This is a genomic window from Oscillibacter sp. 1-3 (assembly GCF_000403435.2).
Classification (GTDB): domain Bacteria; phylum Bacillota; class Clostridia; order Oscillospirales; family Oscillospiraceae; genus Oscillibacter.
Genome location: NZ_KE159703.1, coordinates 675,033 through 688,242, shown reverse-complemented (window position 1 = coordinate 688,242; position 13,210 = coordinate 675,033). Strand labels below are relative to the sequence as shown.

The 13,210-nt window shown below is 60.3% G+C and carries 25 protein-coding genes; 1 reads left to right on the top strand and 24 read right to left on the bottom strand.

Translation table 11 applies throughout. The annotated features are described in order from the left end of the window. The 24 genes from C816_RS03390 to C816_RS03275 all read right to left on the bottom strand — a co-directional run bounded on the left by C816_RS03390 (position 1) and on the right by C816_RS03275 (position 12,691). Positions 1-633: an adenylate kinase gene (locus C816_RS03390; RefSeq protein WP_016321012.1), complete on the bottom strand. Its 633-nt coding sequence runs from the start codon at positions 631-633 to the stop codon at positions 1-3. Positions 634-647: 14 nt separating this feature from the next. Beyond that, positions 648-2,024: a preprotein translocase subunit SecY gene (gene secY, locus C816_RS03385; protein WP_016321011.1), complete on the bottom strand. Its 1,377-nt coding sequence runs from the start codon at positions 2,022-2,024 to the stop codon at positions 648-650. Position 2,025: 1 nt separating this feature from the next. Further along, on the bottom strand, positions 2,026-2,466 hold the full coding sequence (gene rplO, locus C816_RS03380; RefSeq protein WP_016321010.1) for a 50S ribosomal protein L15: 441 nt from the start codon (positions 2,464-2,466) through the stop codon (positions 2,026-2,028). Between the two features lie 13 nt (positions 2,467-2,479). Continuing rightward, positions 2,480-2,662, bottom strand: coding sequence for a 50S ribosomal protein L30 (gene rpmD / locus C816_RS03375; RefSeq protein WP_016321009.1), 183 nt, complete (start codon positions 2,660-2,662; stop codon positions 2,480-2,482). 13 nt (positions 2,663-2,675) lie between these two features. Then, positions 2,676-3,176, bottom strand: a complete 501-nt coding sequence (gene rpsE / locus C816_RS03370; RefSeq protein WP_016321008.1) for a 30S ribosomal protein S5 — start codon at positions 3,174-3,176, stop codon at positions 2,676-2,678. A 17-nt stretch (positions 3,177-3,193) separates the two neighbouring features. Then, on the bottom strand, positions 3,194-3,553 hold the full coding sequence (gene rplR / locus C816_RS03365; RefSeq protein ID WP_016321007.1) for a 50S ribosomal protein L18: 360 nt from the start codon (positions 3,551-3,553) through the stop codon (positions 3,194-3,196). A gap of 14 nt (positions 3,554-3,567) precedes the next feature. Then, positions 3,568-4,113 (bottom strand): 50S ribosomal protein L6, encoded by a 546-nt coding sequence (gene rplF, locus C816_RS03360; RefSeq protein ID WP_016321006.1) that lies wholly within the window; start codon positions 4,111-4,113, stop codon positions 3,568-3,570. A 16-nt stretch (positions 4,114-4,129) separates the two neighbouring features. Beyond that, positions 4,130-4,528, bottom strand: coding sequence for a 30S ribosomal protein S8 (rpsH, locus tag C816_RS03355; protein WP_016321005.1), 399 nt, complete (start codon positions 4,526-4,528; stop codon positions 4,130-4,132). A gap of 464 nt (positions 4,529-4,992) precedes the next feature. Next, on the bottom strand, positions 4,993-5,178 hold the full coding sequence (locus C816_RS03350; RefSeq protein WP_016321004.1) for a type Z 30S ribosomal protein S14: 186 nt from the start codon (positions 5,176-5,178) through the stop codon (positions 4,993-4,995). Positions 5,179-5,190: 12 nt separating this feature from the next. After that, positions 5,191-5,730: a 50S ribosomal protein L5 gene (rplE, locus tag C816_RS03345; RefSeq protein WP_016321003.1), complete on the bottom strand. Its 540-nt coding sequence runs from the start codon at positions 5,728-5,730 to the stop codon at positions 5,191-5,193. A 17-nt stretch (positions 5,731-5,747) separates the two neighbouring features. Continuing rightward, positions 5,748-6,077, bottom strand: a complete 330-nt coding sequence (rplX, locus tag C816_RS03340; protein WP_016321002.1) for a 50S ribosomal protein L24 — start codon at positions 6,075-6,077, stop codon at positions 5,748-5,750. Between the two features lie 13 nt (positions 6,078-6,090). Continuing rightward, the gene (gene rplN / locus C816_RS03335; protein ID WP_016321001.1) at positions 6,091-6,459 is read right to left on the bottom strand and encodes a 50S ribosomal protein L14; all 369 of its coding nucleotides are present in this window, start codon (positions 6,457-6,459) and stop codon (positions 6,091-6,093) included. A 15-nt stretch (positions 6,460-6,474) separates the two neighbouring features. Further along, positions 6,475-6,738 (bottom strand): 30S ribosomal protein S17, encoded by a 264-nt coding sequence (rpsQ, locus tag C816_RS03330; protein ID WP_016321000.1) that lies wholly within the window; start codon positions 6,736-6,738, stop codon positions 6,475-6,477. A gap of 17 nt (positions 6,739-6,755) precedes the next feature. Further along, on the bottom strand, positions 6,756-6,968 hold the full coding sequence (rpmC, locus tag C816_RS03325; protein ID WP_016320999.1) for a 50S ribosomal protein L29: 213 nt from the start codon (positions 6,966-6,968) through the stop codon (positions 6,756-6,758). Positions 6,969-6,970: 2 nt separating this feature from the next. Continuing rightward, entirely contained in the window at positions 6,971-7,393 is a 423-nt protein-coding gene (rplP, locus tag C816_RS03320; protein ID WP_016320998.1) for a 50S ribosomal protein L16, read from the bottom strand. Further along, the gene (gene rpsC / locus C816_RS03315; RefSeq protein WP_016320997.1) at positions 7,393-8,286 is read right to left on the bottom strand and encodes a 30S ribosomal protein S3; all 894 of its coding nucleotides are present in this window, start codon (positions 8,284-8,286) and stop codon (positions 7,393-7,395) included. The genes rplP and rpsC overlap by 1 nt, the downstream gene beginning before the upstream one ends. 19 nt (positions 8,287-8,305) lie before the next feature. Further along, a complete protein-coding gene (gene rplV, locus C816_RS03310) occupies positions 8,306-8,650 on the bottom strand; it encodes a 50S ribosomal protein L22 (RefSeq protein WP_016320996.1) in 345 nt (114 codons plus the stop codon). Between the two features lie 19 nt (positions 8,651-8,669). Continuing rightward, positions 8,670-8,930: a 30S ribosomal protein S19 gene (gene rpsS, locus C816_RS03305; protein ID WP_016320995.1), complete on the bottom strand. Its 261-nt coding sequence runs from the start codon at positions 8,928-8,930 to the stop codon at positions 8,670-8,672. Between the two features lie 16 nt (positions 8,931-8,946). After that, complete coding sequence (gene rplB, locus C816_RS03300; protein ID WP_016320994.1) at positions 8,947-9,783, bottom strand: 50S ribosomal protein L2; 837 nt, start codon at positions 9,781-9,783, stop codon at positions 8,947-8,949. 22 nt (positions 9,784-9,805) lie between these two features. Continuing rightward, a complete protein-coding gene (rplW, locus tag C816_RS03295) occupies positions 9,806-10,102 on the bottom strand; it encodes a 50S ribosomal protein L23 (RefSeq protein WP_016320993.1) in 297 nt (98 codons plus the stop codon). Continuing rightward, positions 10,102-10,725 carry a 50S ribosomal protein L4 gene (rplD, locus tag C816_RS03290; RefSeq protein ID WP_016320992.1) on the bottom strand — a complete coding sequence of 208 codons (624 nt, stop codon included), beginning with the start codon at positions 10,723-10,725 and terminating at the stop codon, positions 10,102-10,104. The genes rplW and rplD overlap by 1 nt, the downstream gene beginning before the upstream one ends. Before the next feature lie 18 nt (positions 10,726-10,743). Then, positions 10,744-11,463 (bottom strand): 50S ribosomal protein L3, encoded by a 720-nt coding sequence (gene rplC, locus C816_RS03285; protein WP_016320991.1) that lies wholly within the window; start codon positions 11,461-11,463, stop codon positions 10,744-10,746. 265 nt (positions 11,464-11,728) lie between these two features. Continuing rightward, on the bottom strand, positions 11,729-12,040 hold the full coding sequence (gene rpsJ, locus C816_RS03280) for a 30S ribosomal protein S10 (RefSeq protein ID WP_016320990.1): 312 nt from the start codon (positions 12,038-12,040) through the stop codon (positions 11,729-11,731). Between the two features lie 387 nt (positions 12,041-12,427). Next, on the bottom strand, positions 12,428-12,691 hold the full coding sequence (locus C816_RS03275) for a hypothetical protein (RefSeq protein ID WP_016320989.1): 264 nt from the start codon (positions 12,689-12,691) through the stop codon (positions 12,428-12,430). A gap of 92 nt (positions 12,692-12,783) precedes the next feature. Here C816_RS03275 and C816_RS03270 point away from each other — a divergent pair, with 92 nt between their 5' ends. Then, complete coding sequence (locus C816_RS03270) at positions 12,784-13,044, top strand: helix-turn-helix domain-containing protein (protein WP_016320988.1); 261 nt, start codon at positions 12,784-12,786, stop codon at positions 13,042-13,044. Positions 13,045-13,210: the final 166 nt, after the last annotated feature.

The window sequence follows — 13,210 nt, the reverse complement described above, 5'->3', positions numbered from 1 at the left end:
TCATCTCCCCAGTGCGCGGAGGATGGCCTGTGTGGTGTCCTCGACACCCTTCTGGTTCTCCACAGGCTTCAGGAGGCCGCGCTCTTTGTAGAACGCCTTCAAAGGCTCGGTCTCCTTATGATAGACCTCGAGCCGGTTCTTCACCGTCTCGGGGGCATCATCTTTTCGCTGGACCAGCCTGCCGCCGCAGCTGTCGCACACGCCCTCCTGCTTGGGGGGCACAGCCACCAGATGGTAGCTGGCCCCGCAGGACTCGCACACGCGGCGCCCGCTCATGCGTTCCATGATCGCCTCGTCGGCGATCTCGATGGAGACGACGGCGTCAAATACAATCCCGGCCTGCTCCATGGCCTCGGCCTGGGCGATGGTGCGGGGCACCCCGTCCAGGATATAGCCGTTCCTGCAGTCCTCCTCCGCAAGCCGCTCCGTGATGATGCCGATGATGACCTCATCCGGAACAAGCTTCCCCGCGTCCATAAAGCTCTTGGCCTTCAAGCCCGTTGGAGTGCCGTTTTTGATGGCGGCGCGGAGGATATTGCCGGTAGAAATGGTAGGGATCTCCAGGGTTTTGCAGAGCCTTTCGGCCTGGGTTCCTTTTCCGGCGCCGGGGGCGCCCAGCAGAATCAATTTCATTTGAAACGCCTCTCTTACTCCAGGAAGCCCTTGTACTGACGCATCAGCATCTGGGACTCCAAAGCCTTCACCGTCTCCAGAGCCACGCCCACCACGATGATAACGGAGGTGCCGCCGATGGCCACAGAGCTGTTGCCGATGACCTTGCTCACCAGGATGGGGCAGATGGCCACGATGGCCAGGTAAATGGCGCCGAAGAGAGTGACCTTGTTCAGCACCCGCTTGATGAAGTCCACCGTGGGCTTGCCGGGACGGAAGCCCGGGATGAAACCGCCCTGCTTTTTCAGGTTGTTGGCGATCTCAACGGGGTTGAACTGAATGCTGGAATAGAAATAGCTGAACCCGATAATCATGATGAAATACACCACGATATACACAAAGGACCGGGCGTCAATTGCGTCATAGATGGTCCGGGACACGGTGCCCTCCTGAGGGATGCCGATGAAGCTCCAAACCGTGATCGGCAAAGACGCGATGCTCTGGGCGAAGATGACGGGCAGGACGCCGGCCATGCCCACCTTCATGGGCAGGTTGCTGCTCTGACCACCGTACATCTTCCGGCCCACCTGGCGCTTGGCGTACTGCACAGGAATGCGGCGCTCGGCGTCATTGATGAACACGATGAACACAACCAGGGCCAGAATGCCCACCAGCAGGAGAATTACACCCCACACGGGGATGGCGCTGTCCAGCTGAGCCTGGGCCTGCGCCTGGCTGGCCCCGGCGGCGGTCAGGGTCTCCATGGTGATAGTGCCATTGCCAATGCCGTTGTAGATCCGCACACCGTCGATCATGCCGGAGATCATATTGGGCACGCGGGAGATGATGCCCGCGAACAGGATGATGGAAACGCCGTTGCCCACGCCGAACTCCGTGACCTGCTCGCCCATCCACATGACGAAGGAGGAGCCGGCGATCATGGAGACCATAATGACCAGGGCGGGCCAGACGCCGTCAGCGCCGGCGGCCAGCAGACCGTAGTTCTTCATCATCATATAGTAGCCAAAGGCCTGGAGAACGGCGATGGCCACCGTGGTATAACGGGTGATGGACTGGATCTTCTTCCGTCCCTCCTCGCCGCCGTCCCGCGCCAGCCGCTCCAGGGCCGGGATGGCCACGGTGAGCAGCTGGATGATGATGGAGCTGTTGATATAGGGCTGCACGCCCAGGGCGAACACCGTGGCGGTAGCAAAGGCGCCGCCGCTCATCACGTTGTACAGTCCCAGAATGGTGGTGCCCATGCTCTGGAGCTGGCTTTGCAACAGATCAACGTTGACGTAGGGGACCGTAATGGCGTTGCCGATCCGGAAGATCAGCAGAATGAGGACCGTGAAGATCAGCTTCTTCCTCAGCTCAGGGACGCCCCACGCCTTACGAATCGTTTGAATCACGTCAGATCACCTCGGCCTTCCCGCCAGCCGCCTCGATAGCCTCCTTGGCAGAAGCGGAGAAAGCGGAGGCCTGGACGGTGACTTTTTTGGACACCTTACCGCTGCCCAGCACCTTGTAACCGTATTCGCACTTGGAGAGGATGCCCTTGCCCAGCAGCGCCTCGGCGGTGACGGTCTCACCGTCGTCAAAGGCGTTGAGGGCGCTGAGGTTCACGATCTCCAGGGGCTTGGCGAAGATGTTGTTGAAGCCGCGCTTGGGGACACGGCGGGCCAGAGGCATCTGGCCGCCCTCAAATCCCACGCGGACCTTGCCGCCGGAGCGGGCCTTCTGGCCCTTGTGGCCGCGGCCGCCGGTCTTACCGTTGCCGGAGCCGGAGCCCCGGCCCTTCCGGTATGCCTGGCGGACAGAGCCCTCGGCGGGAGACAGTTCGCTCAATTTCATAATGGGTGCCTCCTTAGTTCACTTCTGTGACCTGCAGCATATAGCCGATCTTGGCAATCTTACCGCGGGTCTGGTCGTTGTCGGGCTGCACGGTGACGTCACCGATCTTGCGCAGACCCAGGGAATGGGCTGTGGCGACCTGCTTTTCCAGGCGGCCGTTCAGGCTCTTGACGAGCTTAATATTTAAGTTTGCCATGTTTTGCGCCTCCTTAACCCACGATCTCTTCGACGCTCTTGCCGCGGATGCGGGCGACCTCCTCGGGGCCACGCATTTCTTTCAGGCCCTGGAAGGCGGCGGCAACGACGTTGTTGGGGTTGTTGGACCGAAGGCACTTGGTACGGATGTCCTTAATGCCGGCGGCCTCGACCACGGCACGGACGGCGCCGCCGGCGATTACGCCGGTACCGGGGGCGGCGGGCTTCATCAGCACGCGGCCGGCGCCTGCCTCTCCGATGGTCTCATGGGGAATGGTGGTCCCGGACAGCGTCACGGTAATCATGTTCTTCTTGGCGGCCTCGATGCCCTTGCGAATGGCCTCGGGAACCTCGGCGGCCTTGCCCAGGCCGTAGCCCACCTTGCCCTTGCCGTCACCGACGACCACCAGGGCGGAGAACTTCATGACGCGGCCGCCCTTCACCGTCTTGGAAACACGGTTCAGGTACACAACCTTCTCGATATACTCGCTCTGCTCTCTTTCAAATCTAGGCATTTGTCGTTCCTCCTCCCTTAGAATTTCAGGCCGCCCTCGCGGGCGCCGTCGGCCAGAGCCTGCACACGGCCGTGATACAGGTATCCGCCGCGGTCAAAGACCACGGTCTCGATGCCCTTGGCCTTGGCCCGCTCGGCAATCAGCTTGCCGACAGCCTCGGCGGCGGCCACGTTGCCGCCGTAACCCTCAACGGCCTTGTCCAGGGAGGAAGCGGAGGCCAGCGTCACGCCCGCCACATCGTCGATGATCTGGGCATAGATGTTGGACTCGCTGCGGAACACGTTCAGACGCGGCATCTCGGGGGTGCCGGAGATCTTGGCGCGCACTCTCTTGTGGCGCTTTAAGCGCTGCTTGTTGGTATTCGGTCTCTTAATCATATCGGCACACCTCCTTACTTCTTAGCGCCGGTCTTGCCGACCTTACGGCGGATGGTCTCGTCGGCATACTTGATGCCCTTGCCCTTATAGGGCTCGGGAGGACGCTTCTCGCGGACCTCGGCCGCGAACTGGCCGACGGCCTGCTTGTCGCATCCGTGGATCACAATCTTATTGGGAGAGGGGACCTCGATGGTGATGCCCTCCACCTCGGAAACGATCACCTGATGGGAGAAGCCCAGGTTCATGACCAGGTTCTTTCCCTCCTTGGCCACACGGTAGCCGACGCCGTTGACATCCAGCTCCTTCTTATAGCCGTCGGTCACGCCGACGATCATGTTGTTGAGCAGGGTCCGGGTCAGGCCGTGGAGGCTGCGGTGCAGCTTATCCTCGGAAGGACGCTCCACGGTGATCGTAGTGCCTTCCTGTTTAATAATCATCTCAGGGCGCAGCGCGCGGCTCAGTTCGCCCTTGGGTCCCTTGACGGTAACCACATTACCCTCGGCGATGTTCACGCTCACGCCGGCGGGAACGGTAATGGGCATTCTGCCAATTCTAGACATTGTTCAAACACCCTCCTTACCAGACGAACGCCAGGACTTCGCCGCCGACATGGAGCTCGCGGGCCTTCTTGTCGGTCATGACGCCCTTGGACGTAGAGATGATGGCGATGCCCAGGCCGCGGAGCACACGGGGCAGCTCGTCGGCGCCCACATAGACCCGGAGGCCCGGCTTGGAAACGCGGCGCAGGCCGGTGATGACCTTCTCCTTGCCCGCGTTGTACTTCAAGGTGATGTGGATCACGCCCTGAAGGCCGTCGTCCACCACGTTGAAGCTCTTGATATAGCCCTCATCCAGCAGAATCTGAGCAATGCTCTTCTTCATCTTGGAGGCAGGTACATCAACGGTGTCGTGCTTGGCACTGTTTGCGTTGCGGATGCGGGTCAGCATATCCGCAACAGGATCGGTGATATGCATTTGGGTAATCCTCCTATTTTTAGAGTTGCGGTCTCCTCCTGGAGCCGCTTCGGCGGCGAGGTATCGTGGCCAATGGAGCAGTCCGCTCGCGCGTGGTGCCCAATTGCCCATGACCTTTCGCCATCCGGCCACTTTTTCTTGTAAGACTGTAACAACACTTGATTTTGCAAAGCAAATCTCAGTGGAGTACGTCCACGAAGTGGAAAAAGTGACGAAAAAGACCTTTTGCGCGCTGCAAAGTCCGGGAACAGATCCAAGCCTCTGCGGCGGCAACGGCAAGATTGCCCACCATAAAGAACTCTTTTCCTCAAGGAAAATCTATAGAGGGCAAATCTGCTCTTTCAGCTCTCCCCACCCCTTGACCTCCGGAATGGGGAGAGCCTAAAGACATTCAATCGGCGCTCCCGCTGCCTCAGCCGCCAGTTTCGCGGCGAGTCAGCTTTCCGCTCTTGAAAGGAAAGCGCTCAGAAGGAGGCCTTGCGGACGCCGGGGATCTCGCCCTTGTAGGCCAGCTCCCGGAAGCAGATGCGGCACACGCCATAATCACGCAGATAGGCGTGGGGGCGGCCGCAGAGCTTGCAGCGGTTGTACCGCCGGCTGGAGAACTTGGCGGGACGCTGCTGCTTGAGAATCATAGATTTCTTAGCCATCGTTCTTCCTCCTTAGCGGGCGAAGGGGGCGCCGACCTGCTCCAGCAGGGCCCGGGCCTCTTCATCGGTGTGGGCGGTGGTGCAGATGACGACATCCATGCCGCGGATCTTGTCGATCTTGTCATACTCGATCTCGGGGAAGATCAGCTGCTCCTTGATGCCCAGGGCGTAGTTGCCGCGGCCGTCAAAGGAGTTGGGGTTGATGCCCTGGAAATCGCGGACGCGGGGCAGGGACACGTTGAAAAGGCGGTCCAAAAACTCCCACATCTTCTCGCCGCGGAGGGTCACCTTCGCGCCGATGGGCATATCCTCACGCAGCTTGAAGTTGGCGATGGACTTGCGGGCCCGGGTGACAACCGGCTTCTGGCCGGTGATCTGGGTCAGATCGCCCACCACATTGTCCAGAATCTTGGCGTTCTCGCGGGCCTCGCCGCAGCCGACGTTCACGACGACCTTGTCAATCTTGGGGATCTGCATGACGCTCTTGTAGCCGAACTGCTTCATCAGGGCGGGAGCGACTTCGGCTTTGTATTTCTCTTTCAGTCTGGCCATTTGTCAACTCTCCTTTCTCACAGCTCGGCGCCGCATTTCTTGCAGACGCGGCTCTTCTTGCCGTCCTCGACCTTGTGGCCGACGCGGGTGGGCTTGCCGCACTTGGGGCACACCACCTGCACCTTGCAGGCGTGGATGGCGGCCTCGCGCTTCATGATGCCGCCCTCCTCGCCCTGACGGCGGGGCTTGATGTGGCAGGTGACCATGTTCAGGCCCTCCACCACGACCTTGTTCTCCTTGGGAAGGGTGGCGATGACCTTTCCCTGGTGGGTGGTAAGGTCTCTGTCCTTACCGCCGTCGCCGGAGATCCGGACAACGGTATCGCCCTTTTTGATATTCATAGCCATTTCGTTCCCCTCCTCAAATCACTTCGGGGGCGAGGGACAGGATCTTCATGTAATCCTTGTCGCGCAGCTCGCGGGCCACAGGCCCAAAGATGCGGGTGCCCCGGGGGTTCTTGTCGTCCTTGATCAGGACGGCGGCGTTATCGTCAAAGCGGACATAGGTGCCGTCGGCCCGACGGACGCCCTTGGCGCTGCGGACGATGACGGCCTTGACGACCTCGCCCTTCTTCACGGTGCCACCGGGTGTGGACTTGCGGACAGAGGCCACAATCACATCGCCGATGTTGCCGAACTTACGCTTGGAACCGCCCAAAACGCGGATACACTTGATCTCCTTGGCGCCGGTATTGTCGGCGACCTTCAGAAAAGTTTCCTGCTGAATCATATACTCGGCACCTCCTTACTTCGCCTTTTCGATGATCTCGACCACGCGCCAGCGCTTGTCCTTGGACAGAGGCCGGGTCTCCATGACCTTGACCTTATCGCCGATGCCGCAGGCGTTCTCGGCGTCATGCGCCTTGAGCTTATAGGTGCGGCCGACGATCTTCTTATACAGGGGATGAGCAACCCGGTCCTCAATGGCGACCACAACGGTCTTATCCATCTTGTCGGAAACCACCTTGCCGACCCGGGTCTTGCGGGAGGAAGTTCTCTTTTCGTCCATTTTACCTTACCTCCTTCTCACTGCTTGCTCTCGGCCGCGGCGAGCTCCGCCAGAACGGTCTTGACTCGGGCAATATCATGCTTGGTCTCCCGGATCTTCACGGGATTGTCCAGCTGGTTGGTGGCGTGCTGCATACGAAGGAAGAACAGGTCCTTCTTCAGGCCCGCCAGCTTCTCATTCAGCTGCTCGGGGGTCATCTTGCGGATCTCACGGATTTCATTTGCCTTCATCTTTACTCACCTGCTTCCTCGGTGCGGGCGATCACTTTCGTCTTGATGGGCAGCTTGTGGCTGGCCAGACGGAGCGCCTCGCGGGCGACTTCTTCAGAAACACCGGCGATCTCGAACATGACACGGCCGGGCTTCACCACGGCAACCCAGAACTCGGGGGAACCCTTACCGGAGCCCATGCGGGTCTCGGCGGGCTTCTTGGTCACGGGCTTGTCGGGGAAGATCTTGATCCAGACCTGACCGCCGCGCTTGGTGTAGCGGGTCATGGCGATACGGGCGGCCTCGATCTGATTGCTGGTGATCCAGGCGGGCTCCGTGGCCACCAGGCCAAACTCGCCGTAGGCCAGGGTATTGCCGCGGGTAGCCTTGCCGGTCATGCGGCCCCGGTGCACCCGGCGGTATTTCACTCTCTTCGGCATCAGCATTACTGCGCCCCTCCTTCCTTGGGAGCCGCGGGGGCTGCGGGGGCAGCGGGGCGGCTGGTGTTGGTGTTGGGCCGGAACTGGGGACGGCCGCCCTGGCCGCCGGGCCCGCGGTTGAAGCCGCCGCCCTGACGGTCGCGGTTAAAGCCGCCGCCCTGGCCCCGATTGAAGCCGCCGCGGCGGTCGCCATCCCGGCGGGGACGGCGCTCACGGCGCTCCTGATAGGGCTTGGAGGTATCCATGGTGCGGGGGGTGGTCCGCAGGGTCTGGCTCAGAACCTCGCCCTTGTAGATCCACACCTTCACGCCGATGCGGCCGAAGGTGGTGGCGGCCTCCGCGAAGCCGTACTCAATGTCGGCGCGGATGGTCTGCAGGGGGATAGTGCCCTCGTGGTAGTGCTCCACGCCGGCGATCTCACGACCGCCCAGACGGCCGGAGCAGCAGGTCTTGATGCCCTTGGCGCCGGCGCGCATGGCGCGGGCCATAGCGTTTTTCATGGCGCGGCGGTGGGAGATGCGCTTTTCCAGCTGCGCCGCGATGTTCTCCGCCACCAGCTGGGCGTTCATGTCGGGGTTGCGCTCCTCGACGATGTTCAGCTTCACCTTCTTGCCGATGAGCTTCTCAACGGCCAGGCGGTACTGCTCAATCTGCTCGCCGCCCTTGCCGATGACCATGCCGGGCCGGGCGCAGTGCAGGAAGATGGTGACCACGTCGTTGCTACGCTCGATCTCGATCTTGGGAACGCCGGCGCCGTACAGTGTCTTTTTCAGGTATTTGCGAATCTTCTGATCCTCCACGATCAGATCGCCGACCTTCTCGTCACTGGCATACCAACGGGAATCCCAGTCTTTGATGACGCCCACGCGAAGGCCGTGGGGGTTTACTTTCTGTCCCATAAAACTGTTCTCCTCCCTCTTATGCCTTTTCCGTCACAGCCAGGGTGACGTGAGAAGTGCGTTTATTGATACGGTAGGCGCGGCCCTGGGCCCGGGGCATCATCCGCTTGAGGATGGGGCCGGGGGTGGCGAACACTTCGGAGACCACCAGCTTGCTGGGGTCCATGCCGAAATTGTTCTCGGCGTTTGCGACGGCGCTCTTCAGCAGCTTCTGGAGAGGCTCGGAGGCAGACTTGTGAGTCTGCATCAGAATAGCCATGGCGGTGCCGGCATCCTTGCCGCGGATCAGGTCGCAGACGATCTGGACCTTCCGGGGAGAGATGCGGACATAGCGCAGATAGGCCTTAGCGGTTTTGTTTTCCATGTTCAGCATCCTCCTTTACTCAGTCCTTCCGGTGTCCGCGGAAGGTACGGGTGGGGGCGAACTCGCCCAGCTTGTGGCCCACCATATCCTCCTGGATATACACGGGCACGTGCTTGCGCCCGTCGTGGACGGCGATGGTGTGGCCCACGAAGGCGGGGAAGATGGTGGAGCTGCGGCTCCAGGTCTTCAGCACTTTCTTCTCGTTTTTCGCGTTCATTTCCTCGACCCGCTTCAGAAGCTCCGGGGCAACATACGGGCCTTTTTTAATGGATCTGCTCATATTTTACTTGCCTCCCTTACTTCTCGTTGCGGCGCTTGACGATGAACTTGCTGGTGGGATTCTTCTTCTTCCGGGTCTTGTAACCCATGGCGGGCTTGCCCCAGGGGGTCACAGGGCCGGGACGGCCAACCGGAGCGCGGCCCTCGCCGCCGCCATGGGGGTGGTCGTTGGGGTTCATGACGGAGCCGCGGACCGTGGGACGCCAGCCCATGTGGCGCTTGCGTCCGGCCTTGCCGATGTTGATGTTGGCGTGGTCGATGTTGCCCACCTGGCCGATGGTGGCCATGCAGTTGGTGCGCACGATGCGGACCTCGCCGGAGGGCATGCGGATCTGGGCGTCCTGGCCCTCCTTGGCCATCAGCTGGGCGGCGGTGCCGGCGGAGCGCACCAGCTGGGCGCCGTTGCCGGGATGCAGCTCAATGTTGTGGATCATGGTGCCCACGGGGATGCTGGACAGGGGCAGGGCGTTGCCCTCCTTGATGTCCGCGTTCGCGCCGGACTCCACCTTGTCGCCTGCTTTCAGGCCCACGGGGGCCAGAATGTAGCGGCGCTCGCCGTCCTCATACTCGAGAAGGGCGATGTTGGCGGAGCGGTTGGGGTCGTACTCCAGGCGCAGGACGGTGGCGAACATGTCGTGCTTGTCGCGCTTGAAGTCGATGACGCGGTACTTGCGCTTGTTGCCGCCGCCGCGGTGGCGGACGGTGATGCGGCCATAGCTGTTGCGGCCGGAGCTCTTTTTCAGGGGCTCCACCAGGCTGGGCTCGGGCTTGGCCTTCTTGTCAATGCCGTCGAATCCGGAGACCGTCATCTGACGCCGGGAGGGAGTCGTCGGCTTAAAGGTTTTGATAGACATGCTTTACACTCCTTCCGTAAAATCAGACCATGCCTTCGAAGAACTCAATGGTCTTGGAATCGCCGGTCAGCTGGACGTAGGCCTTTTTCCAGGTCTTCGTCATGCCGGGACGGCCGGCGCCCATGCGCTTTTCCTTGCCGGGCACCGTCAGGGTGTTGACGGAGGCGACCTTTACGCCGAAGATCTCCTCAACCGCCTTCTTGATCTCGATCTTGCCGGCGTCCTTGGCCACCTCGAAGACATATTTCTTGTCGGCGGCTCCGGCCATGGCGCGCTCGGTGATGATGGGGCGGATAACAATATCGTATGCGGTTGCCATTACGCGTACACCTCCTCGATTTTTGCGAGGGCGGCCTGATCCACCACCAGGTAGCGGGCGTTGATGATGTCATAGACGCTCAGCTGCACGGCGGGGGTAGTCAGCACGCCGGGGATGTTCCGAGCGCTCTTGACGACGCTCTGGTCCACGGCGGGGGTGACCACGACGGCCTTGCCGTCCACCTTCACCGCGTCCAGGAACTTGCGGAACACGGCGGTCTTGATCTCGTCCATCTTGATGGAGTCGACGACCACCAGCTTGCCCTCGGCCGCCTTGGCGGAGAGGACGGATTTCAGCGCCAGGCGCTTGACCTTCTTATTCAGCACGTAGCTGTAATCCCGGGGCTTGGGGGCGAACACGACGCCGCCGTGGGTCCACTGGGGAGCCCGGGTGCTGCCCTGGCGGGCGTGGCCGGTGCCCTTCTGGCGCCAGGGCTTCTTGCCGCCGCCGGAGACCTCGGCCCGGGTGAGGGCGCTCTGGGTGCCCTGCCGGCAGTTGGCCAGGTGGTTCTTCACGACCTCATGCACAACGGCCTCGTTGGGCTCGATGCCAAAGATCGCATCGTTCAGTTCCACAGTGCCGACTTCCGCGCCGGCCATGTTCAAAACTTTCATGGTAGACATACTCTAAGCACCCCTCTCTCAGTGATTTCTCGCGGAGGCCTTCTGCGGGTTGCGGCCGGAAGCCTTCTGCGGGTTCTTGCTGATGTCGGCGCCGGCCTGCTTGATCTTGTGGACCTTCACAGTGGACTTGACGGTGACCAGACCGCCCTTGGGGCCGGGCACCGCGCCGCAGACGACCAGCATATTCAGCTCGGGATCAACTTTCACAACGGACAGGTTCTGGACGGTGACCTGATCCACGCCCATGTGGCCCGCGCCGTCGCGGCCCTTCATGATGCGGCCGGGGGTGGTGCCGGCGCCCAGAGAGCCCTGATGGCGGTGGACGGGGCCGCCGCCGTGGGTGTTGCGCTTGACGGCTGCGCCGTGGCGCTTGACAACGCCCTGGAAGCCGTGGCCCTTGCTGGTGCCGGTGACGTCCACGAAGTCGCCCACGGCGAAGGTGTCGGCCTTCACCAGGTCGCCCACGTTCAGCTCGCCGGCGTTCTCCAGGTCGAACTCTCTAAGGTGCTTCTTGGGGCTGACGCCAGCCTTGTTCAGGTGGCCCATCTCGGGCTTGCTCAGCTTGCGCTCGGGGACGTCCTCAAAGCCCAGCTGAACAGCCTGGTAGCCTTCCTTTTCGGAAGTCTTCTTCTGAACGACCACGCAGGGACCCGCCTCGATAACGGTGACGGGGATCACATGGCCGTTCTCGTCAAAAATCTGGGACATGCCCACTTTTTTGCCGATGATCGCTTTCATGTATGTTCCTCCTTGATAGGTTATTGGTCGGCTTAGATACGGCGGAGCCGAAACCCCGGGCCGCATTGCTCTGCCGACATGACCCGCCCGCCTCGCAAGTCGACGGGCACGGACAGCAAACTCGTCAAAAGAAACTCCGCTTCGCTCCGTCTCCGCCGCAGGGTGAAAACGCCGCGCGCTCCGTTTCTTTTCCGCTTCCCGCCACAAATGTCTTCCGATTTGCGCGGGGAGCCTTTATAATGAGGTATTGCGGATGAGGCCGGCCTTACAGCTTGATCTCGATGTCCACACCGGCGGGCAGCTCCAGGGCCATCAGGGCCTCCACGGTCTTGGGGGTGGAGCGGGTGATGTCGATGAGGCGCTTGTGGGTGCGGCGCTCGAACTGCTCCCGGCTGTCCTTGTGCTTGTGGACGGAGCGCAGGATGGTGATGATCTCTTTTTTGGTGGGCAGCGGGATGGGACCGGAGACCTCGGCGCCGGTGCGCTTGGCGGTCTCGACGATCTTTTCGGCGCTCTGGTCGATGACCTGGTGGTCATAGGCTTTCAGCCGGATGCGGATCATTTCTTTTTGTGCCATGGTTTTGATTCCTCCTGTTTCGTACGTCGTTTTTTCTTGAGTCTCGACGACCTACGGCGAGAAAATTTTCTATACGCTTAACCGTGCGTATCATTCCAGCTCATGAAAAATACCGGCGCAGGGCAATTCCGGCCGGTACATTGATCATGGCGCAGCGATCTACGCAGCGTACAGATCCCTCTCAGCCGCCCGATTATCGGACATACTCCCCGAAAGTTACCTCCTGACGGAGCAATCTCCCGGTTCATCGCAAGCCTGCGCGGCAAGATACGGCCTTCCCGCGCGGACTTACCTATAATAAAAGAAAATCCTCCCATTGTCAAGAGGATTTTCTCTGTTTTTCATGAAAATTGAAAAAAATTTTTGGTGGTTTGGGGAAAGATAAATTCAGCCGAAATCGTGGCGGGCTCCGCCTCCGGGGCCCAGCTCCTCATAGAGGGAGACGATACGGCTGATACGGCCGAAGCAGGCCTCGTCGCTCAAGGAGTCGTCGTCCAATATATCCCGTATTTTACGCAGGGCCTCACAGCACTCTGTCTCTGCCATATATTTGATGATCTCGTCTGAATCGGTTCCGCCGACAACGACGCCCGCCCCGGCGTCGATCAATACTCTTGCCAGAATGCTTGCGTAAAATTCTCTATCATCCATAGTCATATCCTCCGTTTTATTATAAGACGACATAATTATATAACAAGTGACATGATATAGTCAAGAAAATATGTCGTCTTGGAGTAAAAATAATGAACAAATCCTATTTCAACGCAGATTCCAACATTATTTCCAAAAAGCTCCGAAAGTTTCGCAAGAAAAGCAATCTTTCACAAGAGGAACTTGCCGCACAGATGCAGCTGCTTGGTGCAGACATCACCCAACCTCTTATCAGCAAAATCGAGCTTAATCAGCGCTTTGTAAAAGATTATGAGCTTGTCTGCTTTTGCCGCGTTCTCCATATCTCTGAAAAGGATCTTCTCTCTGATTTTTACGAAAAATATCCTGAGTGATCCCGTCTGGGTTTCCGCCTGGGCGGGGTTTTGTTGTCGCCCTGACGGGCGGGGTGGATTTCAGCCATGATGATGGCTGGGCAATGCACCCCCCATTTTCTCTTTTCGGTTGCGCCGAAAAGAGAAAACGGGCCGTGCACGGTCCAAAAGAGAAAAGGCGCTGGGG

What these genes read in the sequence shown, in the direction of transcription:
- C816_RS03390 (WP_016321012.1), bottom strand. Translation starts at nt 633, where the DNA reads ATGAAATTGATTCTGCTGGGCGCCCCCGGCGCCGGAAAAGGAACCCAG.
- C816_RS03270 (WP_016320988.1), top strand. Translation starts at nt 12,784, where the DNA reads ATGAACAAATCCTATTTCAACGCAGATTCCAACATTATTTCCAAAAAG.
- rpsQ (WP_016321000.1), bottom strand. Translation starts at nt 6,738, where the DNA reads ATGGACGAAAAGAGAACTTCCTCCCGCAAGACCCGGGTCGGCAAGGTG.
- rplD (WP_016320992.1), bottom strand. Translation starts at nt 10,725, where the DNA reads ATGTCTACCATGAAAGTTTTGAACATGGCCGGCGCGGAAGTCGGCACT.
- rplP (WP_016320998.1), bottom strand. Translation starts at nt 7,393, where the DNA reads ATGCTGATGCCGAAGAGAGTGAAATACCGCCGGGTGCACCGGGGCCGC.
- rplO (WP_016321010.1), bottom strand. Translation starts at nt 2,466, where the DNA reads ATGAAATTGAGCGAACTGTCTCCCGCCGAGGGCTCTGTCCGCCAGGCA.
- rpsE (WP_016321008.1), bottom strand. Translation starts at nt 3,176, where the DNA reads ATGCCTAGATTTGAAAGAGAGCAGAGCGAGTATATCGAGAAGGTTGTG.
- rpsJ (WP_016320990.1), bottom strand. Translation starts at nt 12,040, where the DNA reads ATGGCACAAAAAGAAATGATCCGCATCCGGCTGAAAGCCTATGACCAC.
- rplN (WP_016321001.1), bottom strand. Translation starts at nt 6,459, where the DNA reads ATGATTCAGCAGGAAACTTTTCTGAAGGTCGCCGACAATACCGGCGCC.
- rplF (WP_016321006.1), bottom strand. Translation starts at nt 4,113, where the DNA reads ATGTCTAGAATTGGCAGAATGCCCATTACCGTTCCCGCCGGCGTGAGC.
- rpsC (WP_016320997.1), bottom strand. Translation starts at nt 8,286, where the DNA reads ATGGGACAGAAAGTAAACCCCCACGGCCTTCGCGTGGGCGTCATCAAA.
- rpmD (WP_016321009.1), bottom strand. Translation starts at nt 2,662, where the DNA reads ATGGCAAACTTAAATATTAAGCTCGTCAAGAGCCTGAACGGCCGCCTG.
- rplE (WP_016321003.1), bottom strand. Translation starts at nt 5,730, where the DNA reads ATGGCCAGACTGAAAGAGAAATACAAAGCCGAAGTCGCTCCCGCCCTG.
- C816_RS03350 (WP_016321004.1), bottom strand. Translation starts at nt 5,178, where the DNA reads ATGGCTAAGAAATCTATGATTCTCAAGCAGCAGCGTCCCGCCAAGTTC.
- rplW (WP_016320993.1), bottom strand. Translation starts at nt 10,102, where the DNA reads ATGGCAACCGCATACGATATTGTTATCCGCCCCATCATCACCGAGCGC.
- C816_RS03275 (WP_016320989.1), bottom strand. Translation starts at nt 12,691, where the DNA reads ATGGATGATAGAGAATTTTACGCAAGCATTCTGGCAAGAGTATTGATC.
- rpsH (WP_016321005.1), bottom strand. Translation starts at nt 4,528, where the DNA reads ATGCATATCACCGATCCTGTTGCGGATATGCTGACCCGCATCCGCAAC.
- rplR (WP_016321007.1), bottom strand. Translation starts at nt 3,553, where the DNA reads ATGATTAAGAGACCGAATACCAACAAGCAGCGCTTAAAGCGCCACAAG.
- rplV (WP_016320996.1), bottom strand. Translation starts at nt 8,650, where the DNA reads ATGGAAAACAAAACCGCTAAGGCCTATCTGCGCTATGTCCGCATCTCT.
- rpmC (WP_016320999.1), bottom strand. Translation starts at nt 6,968, where the DNA reads ATGAAGGCAAATGAAATCCGTGAGATCCGCAAGATGACCCCCGAGCAG.
- rplX (WP_016321002.1), bottom strand. Translation starts at nt 6,077, where the DNA reads ATGGCTATGAATATCAAAAAGGGCGATACCGTTGTCCGGATCTCCGGC.
- rplB (WP_016320994.1), bottom strand. Translation starts at nt 9,783, where the DNA reads ATGTCTATCAAAACCTTTAAGCCGACGACTCCCTCCCGGCGTCAGATG.
- rpsS (WP_016320995.1), bottom strand. Translation starts at nt 8,930, where the DNA reads ATGAGCAGATCCATTAAAAAAGGCCCGTATGTTGCCCCGGAGCTTCTG.
- rplC (WP_016320991.1), bottom strand. Translation starts at nt 11,463, where the DNA reads ATGAAAGCGATCATCGGCAAAAAAGTGGGCATGTCCCAGATTTTTGAC.